The following is an 18,163-nucleotide window of genomic DNA, read 5'->3' as shown; positions in this document are numbered from 1 at the left end:
AATTCGGGGCGATCATGGTGGATCCAAAAGAGACTGTCAATGAATTGTCTCATTTGCCGCCAAACGGCAACCAACGACAAAATTAGACACTTATTTGACGCTACTAATAGGGCACAGCCTGCAAGTCACCCTTCCAGGCATCCTGGCTACTGCACCAACACCTGTGCCCAAGGCAGTGTGGTTGAGAGGACTGCCGTGGCGATTGCTGCCTCCGGCTTCTTGAGCAACGGCTACACGGTGTTGGGCGATGAAAGCGGGCAGTTCCTGCCCGGTTTTTCAGCGTTGGGCAGTGCTGAGGCGCGATTGCCTGCGCAGGTACACCATTTGCGCCGTCACGCCTATCACCAGCGCCAACGCAATGCCCGCCTGCGCGCCCAGCAGCACCGGCGATTTCAGGTCAGTGACGAAGGGGTGGCCATCGGGAACGCGACGCAAGGTCTCGGACACGGTGGGCACCATCAGGAAAAAAGCCGTCAGGCTCAGCAAGATCGTCTCCACATACACCCGGGCTCGCCCCAGCCAGGCCATGCGCCCTACCCCATAACCCGCCAACAGCAGCGCAATCGTAATGATGCCGATGGCGTTGCTGACGGGCTGATGCGCGACCAGGAACACGGTGAGGCCGCCGATCAACATCGAGACGAAATAGAAAAACCCCGGCACTGACCGAGGCACGATACGGCCGTGCCGGATAAACATGTAGGCGGCCAGTGGAATGGCCGGCAGGCTGCCGAGGGTGTGCAGCCAGCCGAGAGCGGAGATTCCGAACATAGTGGTGTTCCCATGTGGTTGGATGATGTGCAAAAAAGGCCAGCGCGGGAAAGGCTCATCCCGATGGCGTCGGCGCGCTATGATCTCGGCGGTCAGCTTAGTGAGGGCGGGGTCGAACCGACATGATGAATCCCCTGGAAAACTTGATCATTCATCCGCAATTGCAGCTGGAAGGGCTGGCCAAGGGCGACCTGCTGTCCCAGGTGCTTGCGCAGATCCGCCTGACGGGTGATCGCGTTTATTCTTGCCCGCTGACGGAGGCACAGCCTCTGCGCCTGGATGAAAAAAGCGCGCACATCTGCGTGCTTCAGCAAGGCCGGTTACATCTCCACGTTGCTGATCAGCCCCCCGCAACGCTGGAGCAAGGCGATGTGATCCTGCTGCCCCACGATCCCACGGGCATCACGCTGACCGCCCTGAAGGGGCCGGCAACCGTGGTCATCTGCCGCTTCTGGTTCGACGCGAGCAGTTTCCAGGCCATGCTGTTCGCCTTGCCTCGACTGATCCACATCCAGCAAGCCGACGCCGCCGCGTGGGCGGAAGGCATTCTGCATTTCATGTTGCTCGAAGCCCACGACACGCAACCGGGCGGCGCGTTGATGATTTCGCGCCTGATCGACCTGGTGGTGATTCGCATCCTGCGCACCTGGGTGCACCAGGGCACCGCTTCCGGATGGCTAAGGGGGTTGTCGGATGCACGCATCGCTCGTGCACTGAAAGCCATTCACGAAACACCGGGCAGGCAATGGCGCATCGACAATCTGGCCGAGGTGGCGGGCATGTCGCGGTCGAATTTCTGCGAGCGGTTCAGCACCCTGGTCGGCCGCTCGCCGCTTCGGTATCAGAATGAATGGCGGCTGACCCTGGCAAAAACCATGCTGGCCAAACAGGACGGCCGCATCGGAGAAGTCGGTTTTGCGATTGGCTATGAGTCCGAAGCGGCGTTCAGTCGCGCCTACAAAGCGTTTTTCGGCCGCTCGCCACGGGATGATAACGCCCGGCCGGGTTAGGCCGGGACGTGTGTCTCAATGCCCGGCGCTTTGCCCGCCGTCGACATGCAGAATCTCGCCGGTCACAAAGCCGGCGGTTTCCAGGTAGACGATTGCCTGGGCGACGTCACTCGCTTCCCCCATATGCCCGACCGGGTGCAATTGCCCGAGCGCCGCGTGGGTTTCTTCGACGTGCATCGGCGTCTTGATAATGCCCGGGCTCACTGCGTTCACACGGATTCCACGCTTGGCGTATTCAATCGCCAACGATTTGGTTGCCGAATTCAAGCCGCCTTTGGTGAGGTTGGCGAGTACCGACGGCACGCCGTCAATCGCATGGTCTGCCAGGCTGGTGGTGACGTTGACGATGTGTCCGGCGTGGTTCTTTTCCATCTCGGCAATGGCGAGCTGAGTGATGTAGAAGAAACCATTGAGGTTCACCGCGAGCACGCTGGCGTAGTCCTCCTGGGTGTAGGCGGTGAAGGGTTTGGCGATGAAGATACCGGCATTGTTGATCAGGCTGTCGATGCGCCCGAAGGTGGCCAGGGTGTCGCGGATGATGCGCTGGGCGGTGGCCGGGTCGGCGATGTCGCCGGCGACGGTGCGGATGTCGGGGTCGGTGGACGGCTGGATCGAGCGCGAGGTGGCGACCACGCGGTAATCGAGGGCACGGTAGGCCTGGACCACGGCGGCGCCGATACCTTGGGAGGCGCCGGTGATGATGACGACTTTTTTCATGAGGATGCTCCGGTAGGGATTCAGGCTTGGGATTTGCGGTATTCGGTGGTGGTGATGCCGGCGTAGCCCCAGTTATCGGTGTCGACTTCTTCGATGACGATGTGGGTCAGGTCCGGGCGTTTGTGCAGGACGCGTTCGAGGGTTTCGGTGAATTCGGCGATGACCTGGGCTTTTTGCTCGGGGGTAACGCCGTCACGGGTGATGCGCAGGCTGACAAAGGGCATGGTGAAGACTCCAGTGGCCGACCATCGGGGTGATGGGCAGGCAGTGGGGCCAATTTAGGCTTGTGCCGGGAGGGGAAAAAGGTGGGAACGGGTACTTCATTAGTGATTCGATGTAACAAGTCTGCCCTGCACAGACGCGCATAAAAAAACCCCGAACCAGTCGGGGTTTTTTATCGCCTGAAACTCAGGCGCGACGCCGGATCAATTAGAAAACGTTGATCGGGTAGTCGGCGAACAGACGGATTTCGTTACCGCCTACGTTGTAGTTGCTGGCGTTGTTGGACACGCGCAACCACGACGCACGCGCACGCAGGCTCAGGTCTTTGGCCGGGCCGCTCTGGACCACGTACTTGAACTGGTTCCAGATTTCGCGCTCGGTGCCGTCGCCGCGGTTGGTACCGTCGTCGATGTTGGTACCACGCACGTAGGCAACGTTGTAGGTCAGGCCCGGCACGCCGAAGGTGGCGAAGTCGATGCCGTAGCCCACTTGCCACGAACGCTCGTCCTTGCCGTTGAAGTCGGACCAGTAGGAGTTGGCCAGCAGGATGGTGTTGCCACCGTCGCCGATGCCGCCAGCGTTGCGGTAGCCGCCGTACAGGTAGCCGGTGTCGCCGGTGCTGCGCTGGTGAGCGACGGTGAAGCTGTGCGGGCCAACGGCCCAGGTCGCGCCCAGGCTCCAGATCTTGTTGTCGCGCGCGTCTTCACTGCCTTGGTTTTCCAGGGCGAAGCTCTTGTCCAGTTTGGTTTTGTAGCCGTTGAAGTCAAAAGTCAGCGACTGCTTCTCTGGCAGGGCCAGTACGTAGTTGACGTTGACGTATTGCTTCTTCAGCACGTCCTGCATGTCGGAGGCGTACAGCGCAGCAGACAGGCTTTCGGTGAATTTGTAGCTACCACCGATGTAGTCGATGCTTTTCAGGCGACCGCTGTCGGTGCCTTCCGTGCTCTTGCGCGCTTCTTTGGTGAAGTGACCCGCGTCCAGTTGCAGACCGGCGATCTCTTTGGAAACGATCGAGGTGCCGGTGTAGGTTTCCGACAACAGACGGGAGTTGTCGTACTGCAGCACAGGCACGGCCGGGAACTGATCACCGTACTTGAGCACGGTGTTGGAAACGCGGAACTTCACGGCAGCGCCGCCCTTGGCCAGGTCGTGTGGTGCCGAGCCAGGGTTGTTGGCAGTGCCATTACCCGGTTTGAAGAAGTCGATACCGCCCGCGCCAGCGCGACCTTTACCACCGTCCAGGCGGATAGCGTATTGGCCGATCACGTCCACACCCACACCGACGGTGCCTTGGGTGAAACCGGACTCCAGCTTGCCGATGAAGCCTTGGCCCCATTCGGCTTTGTCTTGCTTGCCGTTTTTGTAGTCACGGCTGATGTAGGCGTTACGTGCGGCGATGTTCAGGTGGCTGTCTTCGATAAAACCCTTGGACTGGTCCTGGTCGTTTGCCATTGCTGTCGATGCGCTCAAAATCCCCAGAGCGATCAGACTCATCCGTTGCTTCAACATTTTCTTGTATTCCTTATTCCTGGTTGAGTACGCGCTGTGACACCAGGCTCCGTAATGCTTTTTCTGGTGTCGACTGAATCCGGAAAAAAGAAGGCCCGCGGACGACTGAACATGCCGCGGGCCTTTTTTATTGGATGAGTCATGGCGGTTAGCCACAGGCGTTGGGCGCAATCCTAGTCGCGCCCGGAACTATGTGTCAATTTCGCGAATCGTCTGTATTTAGGCGAAATAATTCTAAGCGCAGGCCTACAACCACATTGAAAGCGACAAAAAACCGCGTGCAAAACGACAAAAAACACATTTCGTAACATATTTAAAAGCCGATACGTTTGGCAATTGATAACGCGCGCAAATGCAAAGCATTACCATTAACGCGTAGTTTTCCTCCCAAACCATTCGGATACATTCCTTAATGCCAGCCCCTCGCCTGACGCCCATCACCCTTGGGCTTTCCGTTCTGCTGTCTGCTGGTTTTGCCTGTGCGGCCACCACCTTGCCCGAAACCTCGATCAGCGCCGAAGCTGACGAAGACGACCCACGCGTCAAGGAAACCAGCACCGCCACCCGCACCGCCACGCCGGTACGTTATGTGCCCCAGGCCATCGACTCGGTAAAGACCGAAAGCCTGCGCGCCTACGGCACCAATGACCTGGGCCAGGCGTTGAGCGGCATTCCCAACGTCAGCAGCGGCGCCGATACGCGCTTCGACAGCCTGCGCATCCGGGGTTTCGACGCGAGCAACGACTTCTACCTGGATGGCATCCGCGACGACAGCCAGTACGTGCGCGACCTGCACAACATCGAGCGCATCGAAGTGCTCAAGGGGCCGGCTGCCGTACTCTACGGGCGAGGCGGTCAGGGAGGGATCGTCAACCGTGTGAGCAAACTGCCTACCGCCGGCCACACGTCGAGTATCGAGGCCCAAGGCGGCAGCAACGATTTGCGCAGCCTGTACGCCGACCTCAGCACCGACCCCACCGATAACATCAGCCTGCGCCTGAACATGGGCAACCAGGACAACAACAGCTTCCGCGATGGCGTCAGCGGCAATCGCCAGCTGTTCGCACCGTCCATGAGCTGGCAGCTCACGCCGGACCTGAATTGGCTGGTGCAATACGAATACAGCCGCTACAACCGCACGCCGGACCGTGGCGTTCCCGGGGTCAACGGCCGGCCGGCGGATGTGAGCCGCAGCACCACTTACTTCGACAGCCGCGACTACATCGACGACAAATCCCAGTCCCTGCGCTCCAGGCTGGCCTATGAGCTCAACGACAACTGGCAACTGCGCCAGACCCTGGGCGTGTTCAAGCTCGACAGCGATTTCGACAACACCTACCAGACCGCCTACGTGCCTGCGACCAACAGCGTGACACGCCAGCGCTGGCAGCAAGACCTGACCACGCGGAACCTCTTCAACAACGTCGAACTGGAAGGCGGCTTCAGCACCTTCGGCCTGGAACATCGCTTGCTCACCGGCCTGGAACTGGGCAGCCAACGCCGCGATCCGAAGCTCTACAACGGTGGCAACACCGTGCCGAGCCTCGACCTCAACCAGCCCAACCGCCACCTGAGCCACACCGGGCGCATGAGCGTATCCAGCAACAACCACACCGAAGTGGAAAGTCGTGCGGTTTATGTACAAGACCAACTGCGCCTGAACGATCAATGGCAACTCCTCGCCGGCCTGCGCTACGACCGCTTTGAAGTCGATACCAAGAACAAACTCAACAACCTCCAGCAAGACGTCGACAGCCATAACGCCAGCCCGCGCATCGGCCTGGTGTGGACGCCCCTGGAAAACCACGCGTTCTACGCCTCGTGGAGCAAGACGTTCTCCCCAGCCGGCGGCGGCCTGATCGGCATCACCCCGAGCGCCACCAGCGGCGCCAACGACCTGAGCCCCGAACTGACCAAACAGAAGGAAATCGGCGTCAAGAGCGACTGGCTCGACGACCGCCTGAGCACCACCCTGGCGGTGTACGAACTGGAACTCTACAACCGCCGCACCAGCGACCCACTGGACCGCACCATCACTCTGCTCAGCGGCTTGCAACGCTCACGCGGCGTGGAGCTGACCGCCACCGGCAAGATCGTCGGCAACTGGTACGTACGCGGCGGTATCGGCCTGCAGGACGCCACGGTGATGAAGGATAACAACGGCTTTGAAGGCAAGCGCGTCAGTGATGTGGCCAAGCGCAACGGCAGCCTGTTCATCACCTGGAAACCCGAGATGGGCTGGTATGCCGAAACCGGTTTGACGCTGGTGGGGGATCGTTACGCCGACAGTCTCAACACCGTGGTGCTGCCGGGTTATGGCCGTTGGGATGCGTTGGCCGGGTTCCGCCAGAAGGAATGGGACGTGAGGGCGGCGCTGAACAATATCGCGGATAAAAACTACTATGCGTCGGCGACCAGCGTGGCGCAGATCCAGCCGGGAGAGCCGCGCAGCGTGGTGGTGACTGGGACCTACAGTTTCTAAACCGAATACATCCAAAGGGTGTAGGAAGGGGCTTGCCCCCGATGGCAACCGGTCGGTTGATATTTTTGCCTGACACGCCGCTATCGGGGGCAAGCCCCCTCCCACATTTGTTCTCTGTGTTGCTTAGTTTTTCAGCAGGTCACACAACGCGTGCACTTCATCCTCACTGAACAACCCCGCCGGATAGCGTTCACTCATCACGCTGCGCAAGTCAGGCTGCTGCCTGATCTGCCGCGAACCGTTTTCCTTCAACCAGAGCGCCAGCGCATGGATCGCGTCGCCGTTGACCCGCAAGGGGTGGAACGTGCGCGTGTACATCAGGTTGATATCGGCATTCATTTCAGCGCTCTCTCCTACTGCGTGAGCGGCTAACTTACTCAAGGTTTATGACAGAACTGCGCAGTCATTACCTTGGGCCACTGTGACAGCACCGATACAAGAGCTATGCCAATGTCTCGTGTTTATAGGCATGCGCACACAAAAAAGCCCGCGACCTTGCTGGGCAGCGGGCTTGCTGTGAGCGCTCGAACCAGGTAGCCCCTGGCGCCGGCTAAAGTACTGTTACAACTGCACTCATTTTTTGTACGGCGCGGGCTGTTGTTGGGTCAGGCAATGGATATTGCCGCCCCCCAGTAACAGTTCGCGCCCCGGCACCATCACCACTTCGTGCTGCGGGAACAGGTCCTGCAGGATCGCCTTGGCCTGGCTGTCCAACGGGTCGTCGAAGCTTGGGGCGATGATGCCGCCGTTGACAATCAGGAAGTTCACGTAGGAACCGGCCAGGCGCACGGTCGGATTGCGCTCCTGGGAGCCGTCAACGGGGTCGACACCGGCGCATTCTTCCTCGGTGGCGTACAGCGGCCCCGGAATCGGCATTTTATGCACTATGAACGAGCGACCCTGGGCGTCGGTGCTGCTTTGCAGCACGTCCATTGCGGCGTGGCAGCGCGCGTAGTTCGGGTCTTGCGCGTCATCGGTCCAGGCCAGCAACACTTCGCCCGGGCGCACGTAGCAGCAGAAGTTATCCACATGGCCGTCGGTTTCGTCGTTGAACAGGCCATCCGGCAACCAGATGATCTTATCCACAGCCAGGTTGGCGCTCAGCACCGCTTCGATCTCGGCCCGGCCCAGATGCGGGTTGCGATTGCGGTTGAGCAGGCATTCTTCGGTGGTGATCAGGGTGCCTTCGCCGTCGACATGGATCGAACCGCCTTCCAGCACAAAACCTTCGGTGCGGTAGCGCGGTGCGCGTTCGATCTCAAGGATCTTGCCGCCAACCTGGGAGTCGCGGTTCCACGGCGCATACAGGCCACCGTCAAAACCGCCCCAGGCGTTGAAATCCCAGTTCACGCCGCGCACTTCGCCGCTGTTGTTGATCACGAAGGTCGGGCCGGTGTCGCGCACCCAGGCGTCATCGCTGGACATCTCCACCACGCGGATATTCGGCACATCCAGGCGGGCGCGGGCGTTTTCGTACTGGCCGGCGGATACGGCAACGGTCACCGGTTCAAAGCGTGCGATCGCCTTGGCCACCGCCACATGGGCAGCCTGCGCCGGCTTGCCGCCCAGGCGCCAGTTGTCCGGGCGCTCGGGCCAGATCATCCAGGTTTGCGTCTGTGGCGCCCATTCGGCAGGCATGTGGAAGCCATCGGCGCGAGGGGTGCTGTGCAGGGTGGTCATGGCGATCAGGACTCCGAATGGGGTAAAAGCCGACTTTATAACGGATAAAAATCGGCTTTAAAAGCGACAAAAGATCATAGTCGATAAATAGGACAGTAGTTAACCGATAACAATCGATTAACTACAACTGCTCATCCAGCACCTTCGACAGCATGTCGACAAAGAAGTCCACGCTGCGCCTCGACGTGACCATCGGCGGCTTGATCTTGAGGATGTTCAGATAGTCGCCGGTGGGCTGCATGAAAATTCCTAACTCCCGCAGTCGATCACACAGCAAGGTGGTTTCTTCGGTGGCGGGCTCCAGGGTTTGCCGGTTACGCACCAATTCCAGGCCGAGGTAAAAGCCAGAACCATGCACGGCGCCAACCAACGGATGGCGCTCGATCAGAGCTTCCAGGCGTGCCTTGAAATGCCCGCCGACCACTTGGGCGTTTTCCCACAGTTTTTCTTCTTCCATCACATCCAACACGGCCATGCCGATGCGGCAACTGACCGGGCTGCCTCCCGAAGACGAGAAGAAGTAGCCCTCAGCCTCAAGCGCCTCGGCGATTTCACGCCGGGTGATCACCGCCCCCAGGGGCTGGCCGTTGCCCATGCCCTTGGCCATGGTGATGATATCGGGCACCACGCCCTGCTCTTCAAAGCCCCAGAAGAAATGCCCCATGCGGCCGTAACCTACCTGCACCTCATCGGCGATGCACACGCCGCCCTGGGCGCGGACAAGTGCATACACCCGCTGCAAATAGCCCGGCGGCAACGAGATACCACCGGCATTGCCGTACACCGGTTCGCAAATGAAACCGGCCAGTTGGCGCTGGCTCGCGGCGATTTTCGCCAGGTTGTGCTCCACACTTCGTACGTAATCGGGCGCACTGTCCTGCCCGCGAAACTCGCCGCGATAGGTATTCGGCGCAGTCACCGGGTGCACCCAGTCCGGGCGGCTGCTCAAGGCCTGGGGGTTATCGGCAATCGAGGTGGACACCGCATCCGCCGCCACCGACCAGCCATGGTAGGCCTCCAGCACGCTGAGCATGTCGCGCCCGCCGCTGTAGGCCCAGGCCAGGCGGATCGCCAGGTCATTGGCCTCGGTGCCGCTGTTGACCAGGAACACCCGATCCATGCCCGCCGGCGCCAACGCCAGCAAGCGCTCGGAAAACTCGGCAATCGCCGCATAGTGAAACCGCGAGTTGGTGTTGAGCAGCGACCACTGCCGCGCCGCCACCGCCGCCATGCGCGGGTGGCCGTGGCCGAGTACCGCCACGTTGTTGAGCATGTCCAGGTAGGAACGACCCTGCATGTCGATCAGGTGGTTGCGCCAGCCGCGCTCGATACGCGGCGGGTCGACGTAATAGTGCTTTTGCGAACGGGCGAAACTGGCGTCGCGGCGGGCCAGCAGGGCCTCGGGGTCCAACTCGGGCTCGGCGTCGCAAGCCAGCCCCAGCAGCGCAGCCGGCGATGGGCACAGCGCTTGCCACGCCGGTGCCCGGGACGGTGCGCAGAACAGCGGTGCGGGCAAGTCAGCACGGCAAAGCTGCACCGTCAGCGGGCCTTCAACCTCTCCGATGACCTGGCCCTTGAGCACTGCGGCACCCGGCTGCAACAGCGGTTTTACCCCCCATAGCCGCACGGTCGCTTCGCTGTTGTGCACCTGCAATTCGCCATTGGCCCCCCGTCGCACCACACCGGCAAACGGCGCTTCGACGGAGGTCGCCAATGGCACGTGCAGTTCAACGTGCAACGGGAATGTCTCCGGCTCGGTCGCACTGTCGGGCCGGGTACGCGACAACCGATACTGCCCATAGCGACTCGCCGCCAAGCCATGCAGCGCCGCCGCCTCCTGCAACAGGCGTTGATCGATGCCGGGCTGCTCCCAGTTGCCGGCCTCGAAATGCGGGCTGAGCACGCCCAGGTCAATCAGCGCGAACTCGCGGCCTACCAACCCCGGCAACAAAGGCGCAAAGCCTTGGCTGGCGATGGGTGCGGGGGCCTGGCCAACACTGCTGAGAATCGCCGCTTCCATCAGCTCAAACGGCACCGAGGTCGCTACATGGAAGATTTCCCACTCATGCTCGGCATTTTTCAACAGGTAGCTATTATGCGGATCCAGCCGTTGTTGTTGCTCGCTGCTCAAGACCAGCACCGCCGCGCGGGCGACGATCAGCGGCCATAGCGCCTGCAATTCTTCATGCTGCAACGGCGCCACCGCATGGCAAGCCTGGACCGCCGGCAAGATAGCAAAGGGGTCGCCCTCGGCATGGTGCAGCAGCGCGGCGCAGGTCACCGACAGGTCGGCAATACGCCAGGTACGCACCAGGTCGCCGAAATCGATCACGCCCTGAAGTTGCCAGTGGCGTTGCGCATCACGCTGCCACACCACATTGTCGTCGGTGATATCCATGTGCACGGCTTGCCACGGCAGGTGGTCGGCCAGGGTGCGCATACGGTTCTGGACCTGCTCAGCCACTTGTTCCAGTGCTTGGCGGTGGGGCAAATCTTCCAGGGTGGCCAGCAGATGCTTGATCAATTCCAGGGCATGGCGCGGGTCCCATTGCAACGTACGCTCCAGGCCCGGATGTTCAAACGACGCCAGTGCCTGGCTCATCCGACCGCAGAGGTCGCCAAAGCCTGCGATCACCCTGCGCCCCAAATGCGCCTGATGGGTCAACGGCTGGCCGTCGATGTAATCCAGCACCCGCACATGCAGGGTTTCGCCGTCGAGGGTCAGGGTCAGCAGTTCCTCACCTGTCAGCGCCTTGATGACCTGGGGTACGCGCACCGCCTGCAGGCTGTTGAGCGCCGCGTGCTGAGCCTGAAGCTCCACGGCAGCGTAGTCGCCCCGGCAGATTTTCAGAACGAACCGGCCACGGGCGCTGTCGACTTTGTAGTTAAGGTCTTGCTGGCTACCCAGCGATCGCAACGTGCCACTAAGGCCGTAATACTGCTCAAGCAATCGAGCCGCCTGATCGGGGCTGACTTGCGGGCAGGGTAGACTGGCGCGATGAATCAGGGTGGCGAGCAGCATGGGGGTGGCCTCGGTTTTTAGGGGTGTATATCGCCATTGTTCAGGGGGCTTACGCAACCCCCTGCGCAAACCACGCTTGCACCGCCAGGCGTCACAACTCAAGCTATGCTCCATTCGCTTAATGTCCGTCTAAGGAAAAGGGCCTCTGACATGCGCATTCTCATCACCGGTGGCGCCGGTTTTATTGGCTCCGCCTTGATCCGCCACCTGATTCAACACACCGAGCACGAAGTGCTCAACCTGGACAAACTCACGTATGCCGGCAACCTGGAATCGCTGACCAGCATCGCGTCCAACAGCCGCTACGAGTTCGTCCAGGCCGATATTGTCGACCAGGCCACTGTCAGTGCCGTACTGAAGCGCTTCGAGCCCCAGGCGATCATGCACCTGGCGGCCGAGTCCCATGTAGACCGCTCGATCGATGGCCCATCGGACTTCATTCAGACCAATATCGTGGGCACCTACAGCTTGCTGGAAGCCACCCGTGCCTACTGGCAGACGCTCGACGAGCCCGCCAAGCGCGCGTTCCGCTTCCATCACATCTCCACGGATGAGGTGTACGGCGACCTGCATGGCGTGGACGACCTGTTCACTGAAACCACACCCTATGCACCCAGCTCACCGTATTCGGCCAGTAAGGCCGCGTCCGATCACCTGGTCCGCGCCTGGCAGCGCACCTACGGCTTGCCGGTGCTGCTGACCAACTGCTCGAACAACTACGGGCCATTCCACTTCCCCGAGAAGCTGATCCCGCTGGTGATACTCAATGCCCTCGCGGGCAAGCCGCTGCCGGTCTACGGTGATGGTTTGCAGGTGCGCGACTGGCTGTTCGTCGAAGACCATGCCCGCGCATTGCTCAAAGTGGTCACCGAAGGCGTGGTCGGCGAGACCTACAACATCGGCGGACACAACGAGCAGAAGAATATCGACGTGGTACGCGGCATCTGCGCCCTGCTCGAAGAACTGGCGCCACAGCGCCCGGCCGGTGTCGAGCAGTTCACCGACCTGATTACCTTCGTGAAGGATCGCCCGGGCCATGACCAGCGCTATGCCATCGATGCAGGCAAGATCGAGCGAGAGCTGGGTTGGACCCCCGAAGAAACCTTTGAAACAGGGCTGCGCAAAACCGTGCAGTGGTACCTGGATAACCTGGAATGGTGCCGCAGGGTCCAGGACGGCAGTTACCAGGGTGAACGTTTGGGCAACACCGACCTTAAGGATCTGATTGCATGATGAAGGGAATCGTATTGGCCGGCGGCTCCGGCACGCGTTTGCACCCCATTACCCTGGGCGTGTCCAAGCAACTGCTGCCGGTTTATGACAAGCCGATGATCTACTACCCGATCTCGGTACTGATGCTGGCGGGGATCAAAGAGATTCTGGTGATATCCACACCGGTGGACTTGCCGCAGTATCGCAACCTGCTGGGCGATGGCAGCCAGTTTGGCGTACGTTTCAGTTATGCCGAACAGCCAACCCCAGATGGCCTGGCCCAGGCCTTCATCATTGGCGAAGAATTCATCGGCGATGACCCTGTGTGCCTGATCCTGGGTGACAACATCTTCCATGGTCAGCACTTCGGCGAGCAATTGCTCGGCGCCGCCAAGCGGCCGACGGGCGCTACTGTCTTCGGCTACTGGGTCAAGGACCCGGAGCGCTTCGGCGTGATCGACTTCGACAGCGAAGGCCGTGCCCTGTCCATCGAAGAAAAACCCGCGAAGCCCAAGTCAAGCTACGCAGTGACCGGCCTGTACTTCTACGACAACGACGTGATCAAGATCGCCAAGGCAGTCAAGCCTTCGCCTCGAGGGGAGCTTGAGATTACCGACGTCAACAACGCCTACCTCAAGCGCGGCGACCTGCAGGTAGAGCGCTTCGGCCGTGGCTTTGCCTGGCTGGATACGGGGACGCACGACAGCTTGCTGGAAGCCTCGCAGTACGTGCAGACCATTGAACACCGCCAGGGTTTGAAAGTGGCCTGCCTGGAAGAAATCGCCTACGAAAATGGCTGGATCGACCGCGACCACCTGCTGGAACGCGCCAAGTATTTCGGCAAGACCGGCTATGGACAGTACCTGTACATGCTGGCCGGAGAGAACAAGTGAACGTTGTTGAAACCACTTTGCCCGGCGTGCTGATCCTCGAACCCAAAGTGTTCGGCGATGAACGCGGCTTTTTCTACGAAAGTTTCAACGCCCGCGCCTTTGAAGCGGCCACCGGGCTCAAGCGTGACTTCGTGCAGGACAACCATTCGCGCTCGCAAAAAGGCGTGCTGCGGGGCCTGCACTACCAGCTCGAACACACCCAGGGCAAACTGGTGCGCGTCATCGCCGGGGAAGTGTTGGACGTGGCCGTGGACATCCGCCGCAGCTCGCCGAACTTCGGCCAGTGGGTCGGCGTGCGGCTGTCAGCACAGAACAATCGCCAGCTGTGGGTGCCGGAAGGTTTCGCCCATGGGTTCGTGGTACTGAGCGATTACGCCGAGTTCCTGTACAAAACCACCGATTACTACCAGCCCAGCGCCGAACGCAGCATCCTGTGGAATGACCCGACGCTGGCCATCGATTGGCAACTGACCGAAGCGCCGCAGTTGTCCGCCAAGGACCAGGCAGCTAAACCCTTGATGGAAGCCGACGTATTCCCATGAAGATCCTGATCTGTGGCCAGCACGGCCAAGTTTCCCGCGAACTGCAACAACGCCTCCAGGGCCTGGGCGAACTCATCGTCCTGGGCCGCGACCAGCTTGACCTGGCCAATGCAGAGCAGATCCGCCAGCAAGTGCGCGCCCACCGCCCCAGCCTGATTATCAACGCAGCGGCTCACACCGCTGTCGATCAGGCCGAAAGCGAACCGGACGCCGCATTTGCCATCAACGCCATCGCCCCCGGCATTCTCGCCGAGGAAGCCAAGGCCCTGGGCATCCCGCTGATCCACTATTCCACCGACTACGTGTTCGACGGCAGCAAACCGGCGCCTTACACCGAAGCCGACACGCCGAACCCGCTGGGCGTCTATGGGAAGAGCAAGCTGGTCGGCGAGCAGGCGATTGCGGCCGTAGGTGGCCAATACCTGATCCTGCGCACCAGTTGGGTCTACTCCAACCACGGCAAGAACTTCCTGCTGACCATGCAACGCCTGCTGCAGGAAAAGCCGCAGATGCGCATCGTCGCCGACCAAATCGGTGCACCAACCTGGGCCGGCAGCATCGCCGACAGTACGCTTGCGTTGATCGAACGCTGGCAAGTAGGCACAGCGGGGGAATGGGGGGTGTATCACCTGACCGCCCAAGGCGAAACGTCGTGGTTCGGTTTTGCCGAGGCCATCGGCGAGCATCTGCGCAATCAGGGCAAAGCCTGTGCCGAGCTGGAGCCGATCCCTTCCAGCGCCTACCCGACGCCCGCCCAGCGCCCACTGAACTCACGCCTCGATTGCAGCCGCTTGCACCAACAGTGGCACGTCAGCCAGCCACATTGGCAAGACGCATTGCACGAGTGTCTTGCACAGCAGCACTAGGCATAATGCGCCTGTACCCACAGGCGCACGACTCCCATGACTCCACCCCTCCCGCGTAGACCCCGCTGGCGCAGCCTCGCCCTCTTGGCGTTGTGCCTGGCACCGCTGTTGTGGCCGCTGGAGCATCTGGCCGAGCGCTATTACCGCAGCGAACTGGCCGGGCAGAACCGCCAGACCCTCGACCTGTATGTCGCCAACCTGCTCGGCACCCTGCACCGCTATGAAGTGCTGCCGCAAATCCTGGGTGACCTGCCGGCCCTGCGCACTGCATTGGACGCGCCCAACGTCAGCACCAACCTGGTCAACGCCAACCTGCTGCTCAAGGACGTCGCTGCCCAGGCCGGGGTGGAAGTGATGTACCTGATGGACACCACCGGCAAGACCCTGGCGGCGTCCAACTGGGATAAACAAGACAGCTTTGTCGGGCGCAATTTCTCGTTCCGCCCGTATTTCAGCGAAGCCATGGCCGGGCGCCTGGGGCGGTTTTTCGGCCTGGGCACTACATCGGCCAAGCGCGGTTACTTTTTCGCCGCCGCCGTACGTGACGGCGATACGATCATCGGCGTACTGGTGGTCAAGGTCGACCTGGACCACACCGAAAGCCTGTGGGGCAACACCCCGGAACAACTGCTGGTCACCGACCACAACGGCGTGGTGATCCTGACCTCGCGCCCGCAATGGCGATTCCGCGCGACCCGCCCGCTGACCGCCGAAGAACGTCAGGCCATCATCGCTATCCAGCCCTACCCGACCCGTGATCCGCAGCCGTTGAGCCTGAGCAGCACCGCGTGGCTGCGCCAATCCACGGCCATCGCCGAAACTGGCTGGAATGTGGAAATCCTTGCGCCACGCTCTTTGATCAACCGTCCGGTGCGCACCGTGGTTGCCGTCGGCGGCGCGACGCTGCTGGTGTTGATGTTGCTGCTAGGCCTGATGATGCAACGTCGCCGTCACTACCTGGAGCGCATTGCGTTCGAAGCCAAGGCCCGGCGCGAGCTGGAAGCGCGGGTGGTCGAGCGTACCAGTGACCTGGAAGGCCTCAACCGGCGCCTGAAACAGGAAGTGCTGGAGCGCGAACACGCCCAACAGGAGCTGGTACGTGCCCAGGACGACCTGGTGCAAGCGGGCAAACTGTCGGCGCTGGGCACCATGTCGGCGAGCATCAGTCACGAACTCAATCAGCCCCTGGCAGCGATTCGCAGCTACGCGGAAAACGCCGAAATCCTACTCGACCATGAACGCACCGATGACGCCCGCGGCAACCTCAAGCTGATCAGCGAACTGACCGGGCGCATGGCCTCGATCATCGCCCACTTGCGCGCCTTCGCCCGCCGCGACCGCCATGCGCCCGAAAGCGTGGCTCTGCAACCGGCGCTGGACGATGCGCTGGCGTTGCTGGCCAAGCGGCGAAGGTCGATGGAGGTGGAACTGATCCGCGATTTGCCGGAAGCCACCCTTTGGGTACAGGCCGGCGAAACCCGTCTGCGCCAGGTGCTGGGCAACCTGCTCGCCAACGCCCTCGATGCCCTCACCGAAAAAGGCCCGCCGCGCAGACTCTGGCTGAGTGCCGAAACCACCGAACAGGGCGTCAACCTGTACATTCGTGACAACGGCCCGGGTTTTTGCATGGAAGCCTTGGGTCGCGCCAGCGAGCCGTTCTACACCACCAAGACGCGCACCCAGGGCCTGGGCCTGGGGCTGGCGATCTGTGAGACCCTGATGCGTGCCTTCGGCGGCGAACTGCTGTTTGCCAACCACAAGGAAGGCGGCGCGCTGTTAACCTTGAAATTGCGTGCCGGCTCGCCGGGCGTCAGTCTGCAACCGTCCGAGGACCGCAGTGTATGAGTATCGATAACCAGATTCAGGTGGTGTTGATCGACGACGATCCACACCTGCGTCAGGCCCTGTGCCAGACCCTGGACCTGGCCGGGCTGAAAGTCCTGACCCTGGGCGAAGCCAGCGGCCTCACGGCGCGCCTGTCGCGGGACTGGCCTGGCGTGGTCGTCAGTGATATCCGCATGCCCGGCATGGACGGCCTGGAGCTGCTCGCCGAACTGCACGGCCAGGACCCGGACCTGCCGGTGCTGCTGATCACCGGCCACGGCGATGTACCGCTGGCAGTGCAGGCCATGCGCGCCGGGGCCTATGATTTTCTGGAAAAACCCTTCGCCAGCGACGCCCTGCTCGACAGCGTGCGCCGTGCCCTGGCCCTGCGCCGCCTGGTACTGGACAACCGCAGCTTGCGCCTGGCCCTCAGCGATCGTCAGCAATTGAGCACGCGACTGGTCGGGCATTCGCCGCAAATGCTGCGCCTGCGTGAACAGATCGGCGCCCTGGCTGCGACCAAGGCCGATGTGCTGATTCTTGGCGAAACCGGTGCCGGCAAAGAGGTGGTGGCGCGTGCGCTGCATGACCTGTCGAGCCGCCGCAGCGGGCCGTTCGTGGCGATCAACGCCGGGGCGCTGGCTGAATCGGTGGTCGAAAGCGAGCTGTTCGGCCACGAGCCGGGTGCCTTCACCGGCGCGCAAAAACGTCGCATCGGCAAGTTCGAGTTCGCCAACGGCGGCACCTTGTTCCTCGATGAAATCGAAAGCATGAGCCTGGACGTGCAGGTCAAACTCTTGCGCCTGCTCCAGGAGCGGGTGGTGGAGCGCCTGGGCGGCAATCAACTGATCCCACTGGATATCCGCATCATCGCCGCCACCAAGGAAGACCTGCGCCAGTCCGCCGACCAGGGCCGCTTCCGTGCCGACTTGTATTACCGCCTCAACGTCGCGCCGCTGCGTATTCCGCCACTGCGTGAGCGGGGTGAGGATGCCTTGATGCTGTTCCAGCACTTCGCCGATGAAGCCAGCAGCCGTCACGGCCTGCCGCTGCACGAACTGCAACCCGGCCAGCGCGCGCTGCTGCTGCGCCACAGTTGGCCGGGCAACGTGCGCGAATTGCAGAACGCCGCCGAGCGCTTTGCCCTGGGGCTGGAGCTGGCACTGGATGCAACGCCGGACAACCCTGCCGCCGGTGTGCTGACGTCCACCTCGGGTGGCCTGAGCGAACAGGTCGAGCAGTTCGAAAAAAGCCTGATCGCCGCCGAGCTGACCCGCCCCCACGGCTCCATGCGCAGCCTCGCCGAAGCCCTCGGCGTACCGCGCAAGACCTTGCACGACAAGCTGCGCAAGCACGGCCTGAATTTCGCCAACCAAAGCGGCGATGACGAATGACCGCCCCCACTCACCAAGA

Annotated in this window: 15 protein-coding genes; 8 read left to right on the top strand and 7 right to left on the bottom strand. The window is 61.6% G+C overall.

Features of this window, described 5'->3' with window-relative positions:
- Window positions 1-276: 276 nt before the first annotated feature.
- Window positions 277-771 (bottom strand): hypothetical protein, encoded by a 495-nt coding sequence (locus ACZ445_RS01355; RefSeq protein ID WP_058426221.1) that lies wholly within the window; start codon window positions 769-771, stop codon window positions 277-279.
- 122 nt (window positions 772-893) lie between these two features.
- Between ACZ445_RS01355 and ACZ445_RS01350 the strand changes: the two genes are divergently transcribed.
- Entirely contained in the window at window positions 894-1,781 is an 888-nt protein-coding gene (locus ACZ445_RS01350; protein ID WP_464707929.1) for an AraC family transcriptional regulator, read from the top strand.
- Window positions 1,782-1,796: 15 nt separating this feature from the next.
- Here ACZ445_RS01350 and ACZ445_RS01345 read toward each other — a convergent pair whose 3' ends face one another.
- From ACZ445_RS01345 to ACZ445_RS01335, 3 genes are all read right to left on the bottom strand, one after another.
- Window positions 1,797-2,498: an SDR family NAD(P)-dependent oxidoreductase gene (locus tag ACZ445_RS01345; RefSeq protein WP_464707927.1), complete on the bottom strand. Its 702-nt coding sequence runs from the start codon at window positions 2,496-2,498 to the stop codon at window positions 1,797-1,799.
- A gap of 20 nt (window positions 2,499-2,518) precedes the next feature.
- On the bottom strand, window positions 2,519-2,722 hold the full coding sequence (locus tag ACZ445_RS01340) for a tautomerase family protein (protein ID WP_016979078.1): 204 nt from the start codon (window positions 2,720-2,722) through the stop codon (window positions 2,519-2,521).
- 205 nt (window positions 2,723-2,927) lie between these two features.
- Window positions 2,928-4,229: an OprD family porin gene (locus tag ACZ445_RS01335; protein WP_058426224.1), complete on the bottom strand. Its 1,302-nt coding sequence runs from the start codon at window positions 4,227-4,229 to the stop codon at window positions 2,928-2,930.
- 412 nt (window positions 4,230-4,641) lie between these two features.
- On the opposite strand from ACZ445_RS01335, the gene ACZ445_RS01330 reads away from it, so the two are divergent.
- A complete protein-coding gene (locus ACZ445_RS01330; RefSeq protein WP_464707926.1) occupies window positions 4,642-6,711 on the top strand; it encodes a TonB-dependent receptor in 2,070 nt (689 codons plus the stop codon).
- Window positions 6,712-6,834: 123 nt separating this feature from the next.
- Here the strand turns inward: ACZ445_RS01330 and ACZ445_RS01325 are convergent, their stop codons facing one another.
- The 3 genes from ACZ445_RS01325 to ACZ445_RS01315 form a co-directional block, all read right to left on the bottom strand.
- The gene (locus ACZ445_RS01325; protein WP_058426226.1) at window positions 6,835-7,050 is read right to left on the bottom strand and encodes a hypothetical protein; all 216 of its coding nucleotides are present in this window, start codon (window positions 7,048-7,050) and stop codon (window positions 6,835-6,837) included.
- A 234-nt stretch (window positions 7,051-7,284) separates the two neighbouring features.
- A complete protein-coding gene (aguA, locus tag ACZ445_RS01320) occupies window positions 7,285-8,391 on the bottom strand; it encodes an agmatine deiminase (RefSeq protein WP_058426227.1) in 1,107 nt (368 codons plus the stop codon).
- A 121-nt stretch (window positions 8,392-8,512) separates the two neighbouring features.
- On the bottom strand, window positions 8,513-11,413 hold the full coding sequence (locus ACZ445_RS01315) for an aminotransferase (protein ID WP_179040588.1): 2,901 nt from the start codon (window positions 11,411-11,413) through the stop codon (window positions 8,513-8,515).
- A 150-nt stretch (window positions 11,414-11,563) separates the two neighbouring features.
- Here ACZ445_RS01315 and rfbB point away from each other — a divergent pair, with 150 nt between their 5' ends.
- From rfbB to ACZ445_RS01285, 6 genes are read left to right on the top strand one after another with little or no spacing between them, the layout of a single operon-like run.
- Complete coding sequence (gene rfbB / locus ACZ445_RS01310) at window positions 11,564-12,646, top strand: dTDP-glucose 4,6-dehydratase (protein WP_058426229.1); 1,083 nt, start codon at window positions 11,564-11,566, stop codon at window positions 12,644-12,646.
- The gene (gene rfbA / locus ACZ445_RS01305) at window positions 12,643-13,518 is read left to right on the top strand and encodes a glucose-1-phosphate thymidylyltransferase RfbA (protein ID WP_058426230.1); all 876 of its coding nucleotides are present in this window, start codon (window positions 12,643-12,645) and stop codon (window positions 13,516-13,518) included. The genes rfbB and rfbA overlap by 4 nt, the downstream gene beginning before the upstream one ends.
- The gene (gene rfbC, locus ACZ445_RS01300) at window positions 13,515-14,060 is read left to right on the top strand and encodes a dTDP-4-dehydrorhamnose 3,5-epimerase (RefSeq protein WP_058426231.1); all 546 of its coding nucleotides are present in this window, start codon (window positions 13,515-13,517) and stop codon (window positions 14,058-14,060) included. Before rfbA ends, rfbC begins: the two co-directional genes overlap by 4 nt.
- On the top strand, window positions 14,057-14,926 hold the full coding sequence (rfbD, locus tag ACZ445_RS01295; protein ID WP_464693889.1) for a dTDP-4-dehydrorhamnose reductase: 870 nt from the start codon (window positions 14,057-14,059) through the stop codon (window positions 14,924-14,926). Before rfbC ends, rfbD begins: the two co-directional genes overlap by 4 nt.
- A 36-nt stretch (window positions 14,927-14,962) precedes the next feature.
- Complete coding sequence (locus ACZ445_RS01290; protein WP_464693888.1) at window positions 14,963-16,771, top strand: sensor histidine kinase; 1,809 nt, start codon at window positions 14,963-14,965, stop codon at window positions 16,769-16,771.
- Complete coding sequence (locus ACZ445_RS01285; RefSeq protein WP_058426234.1) at window positions 16,768-18,144, top strand: sigma-54-dependent transcriptional regulator; 1,377 nt, start codon at window positions 16,768-16,770, stop codon at window positions 18,142-18,144. The genes ACZ445_RS01290 and ACZ445_RS01285 overlap by 4 nt, the downstream gene beginning before the upstream one ends.
- The last annotated feature ends 19 nt before the right edge of the window (window positions 18,145-18,163 follow it).

This window comes from Pseudomonas allii, assembly GCF_055380095.1.
Note: the sequence above shows the minus strand (reverse complement) of the source record. Positions and strands in the feature narration are given on the sequence as shown.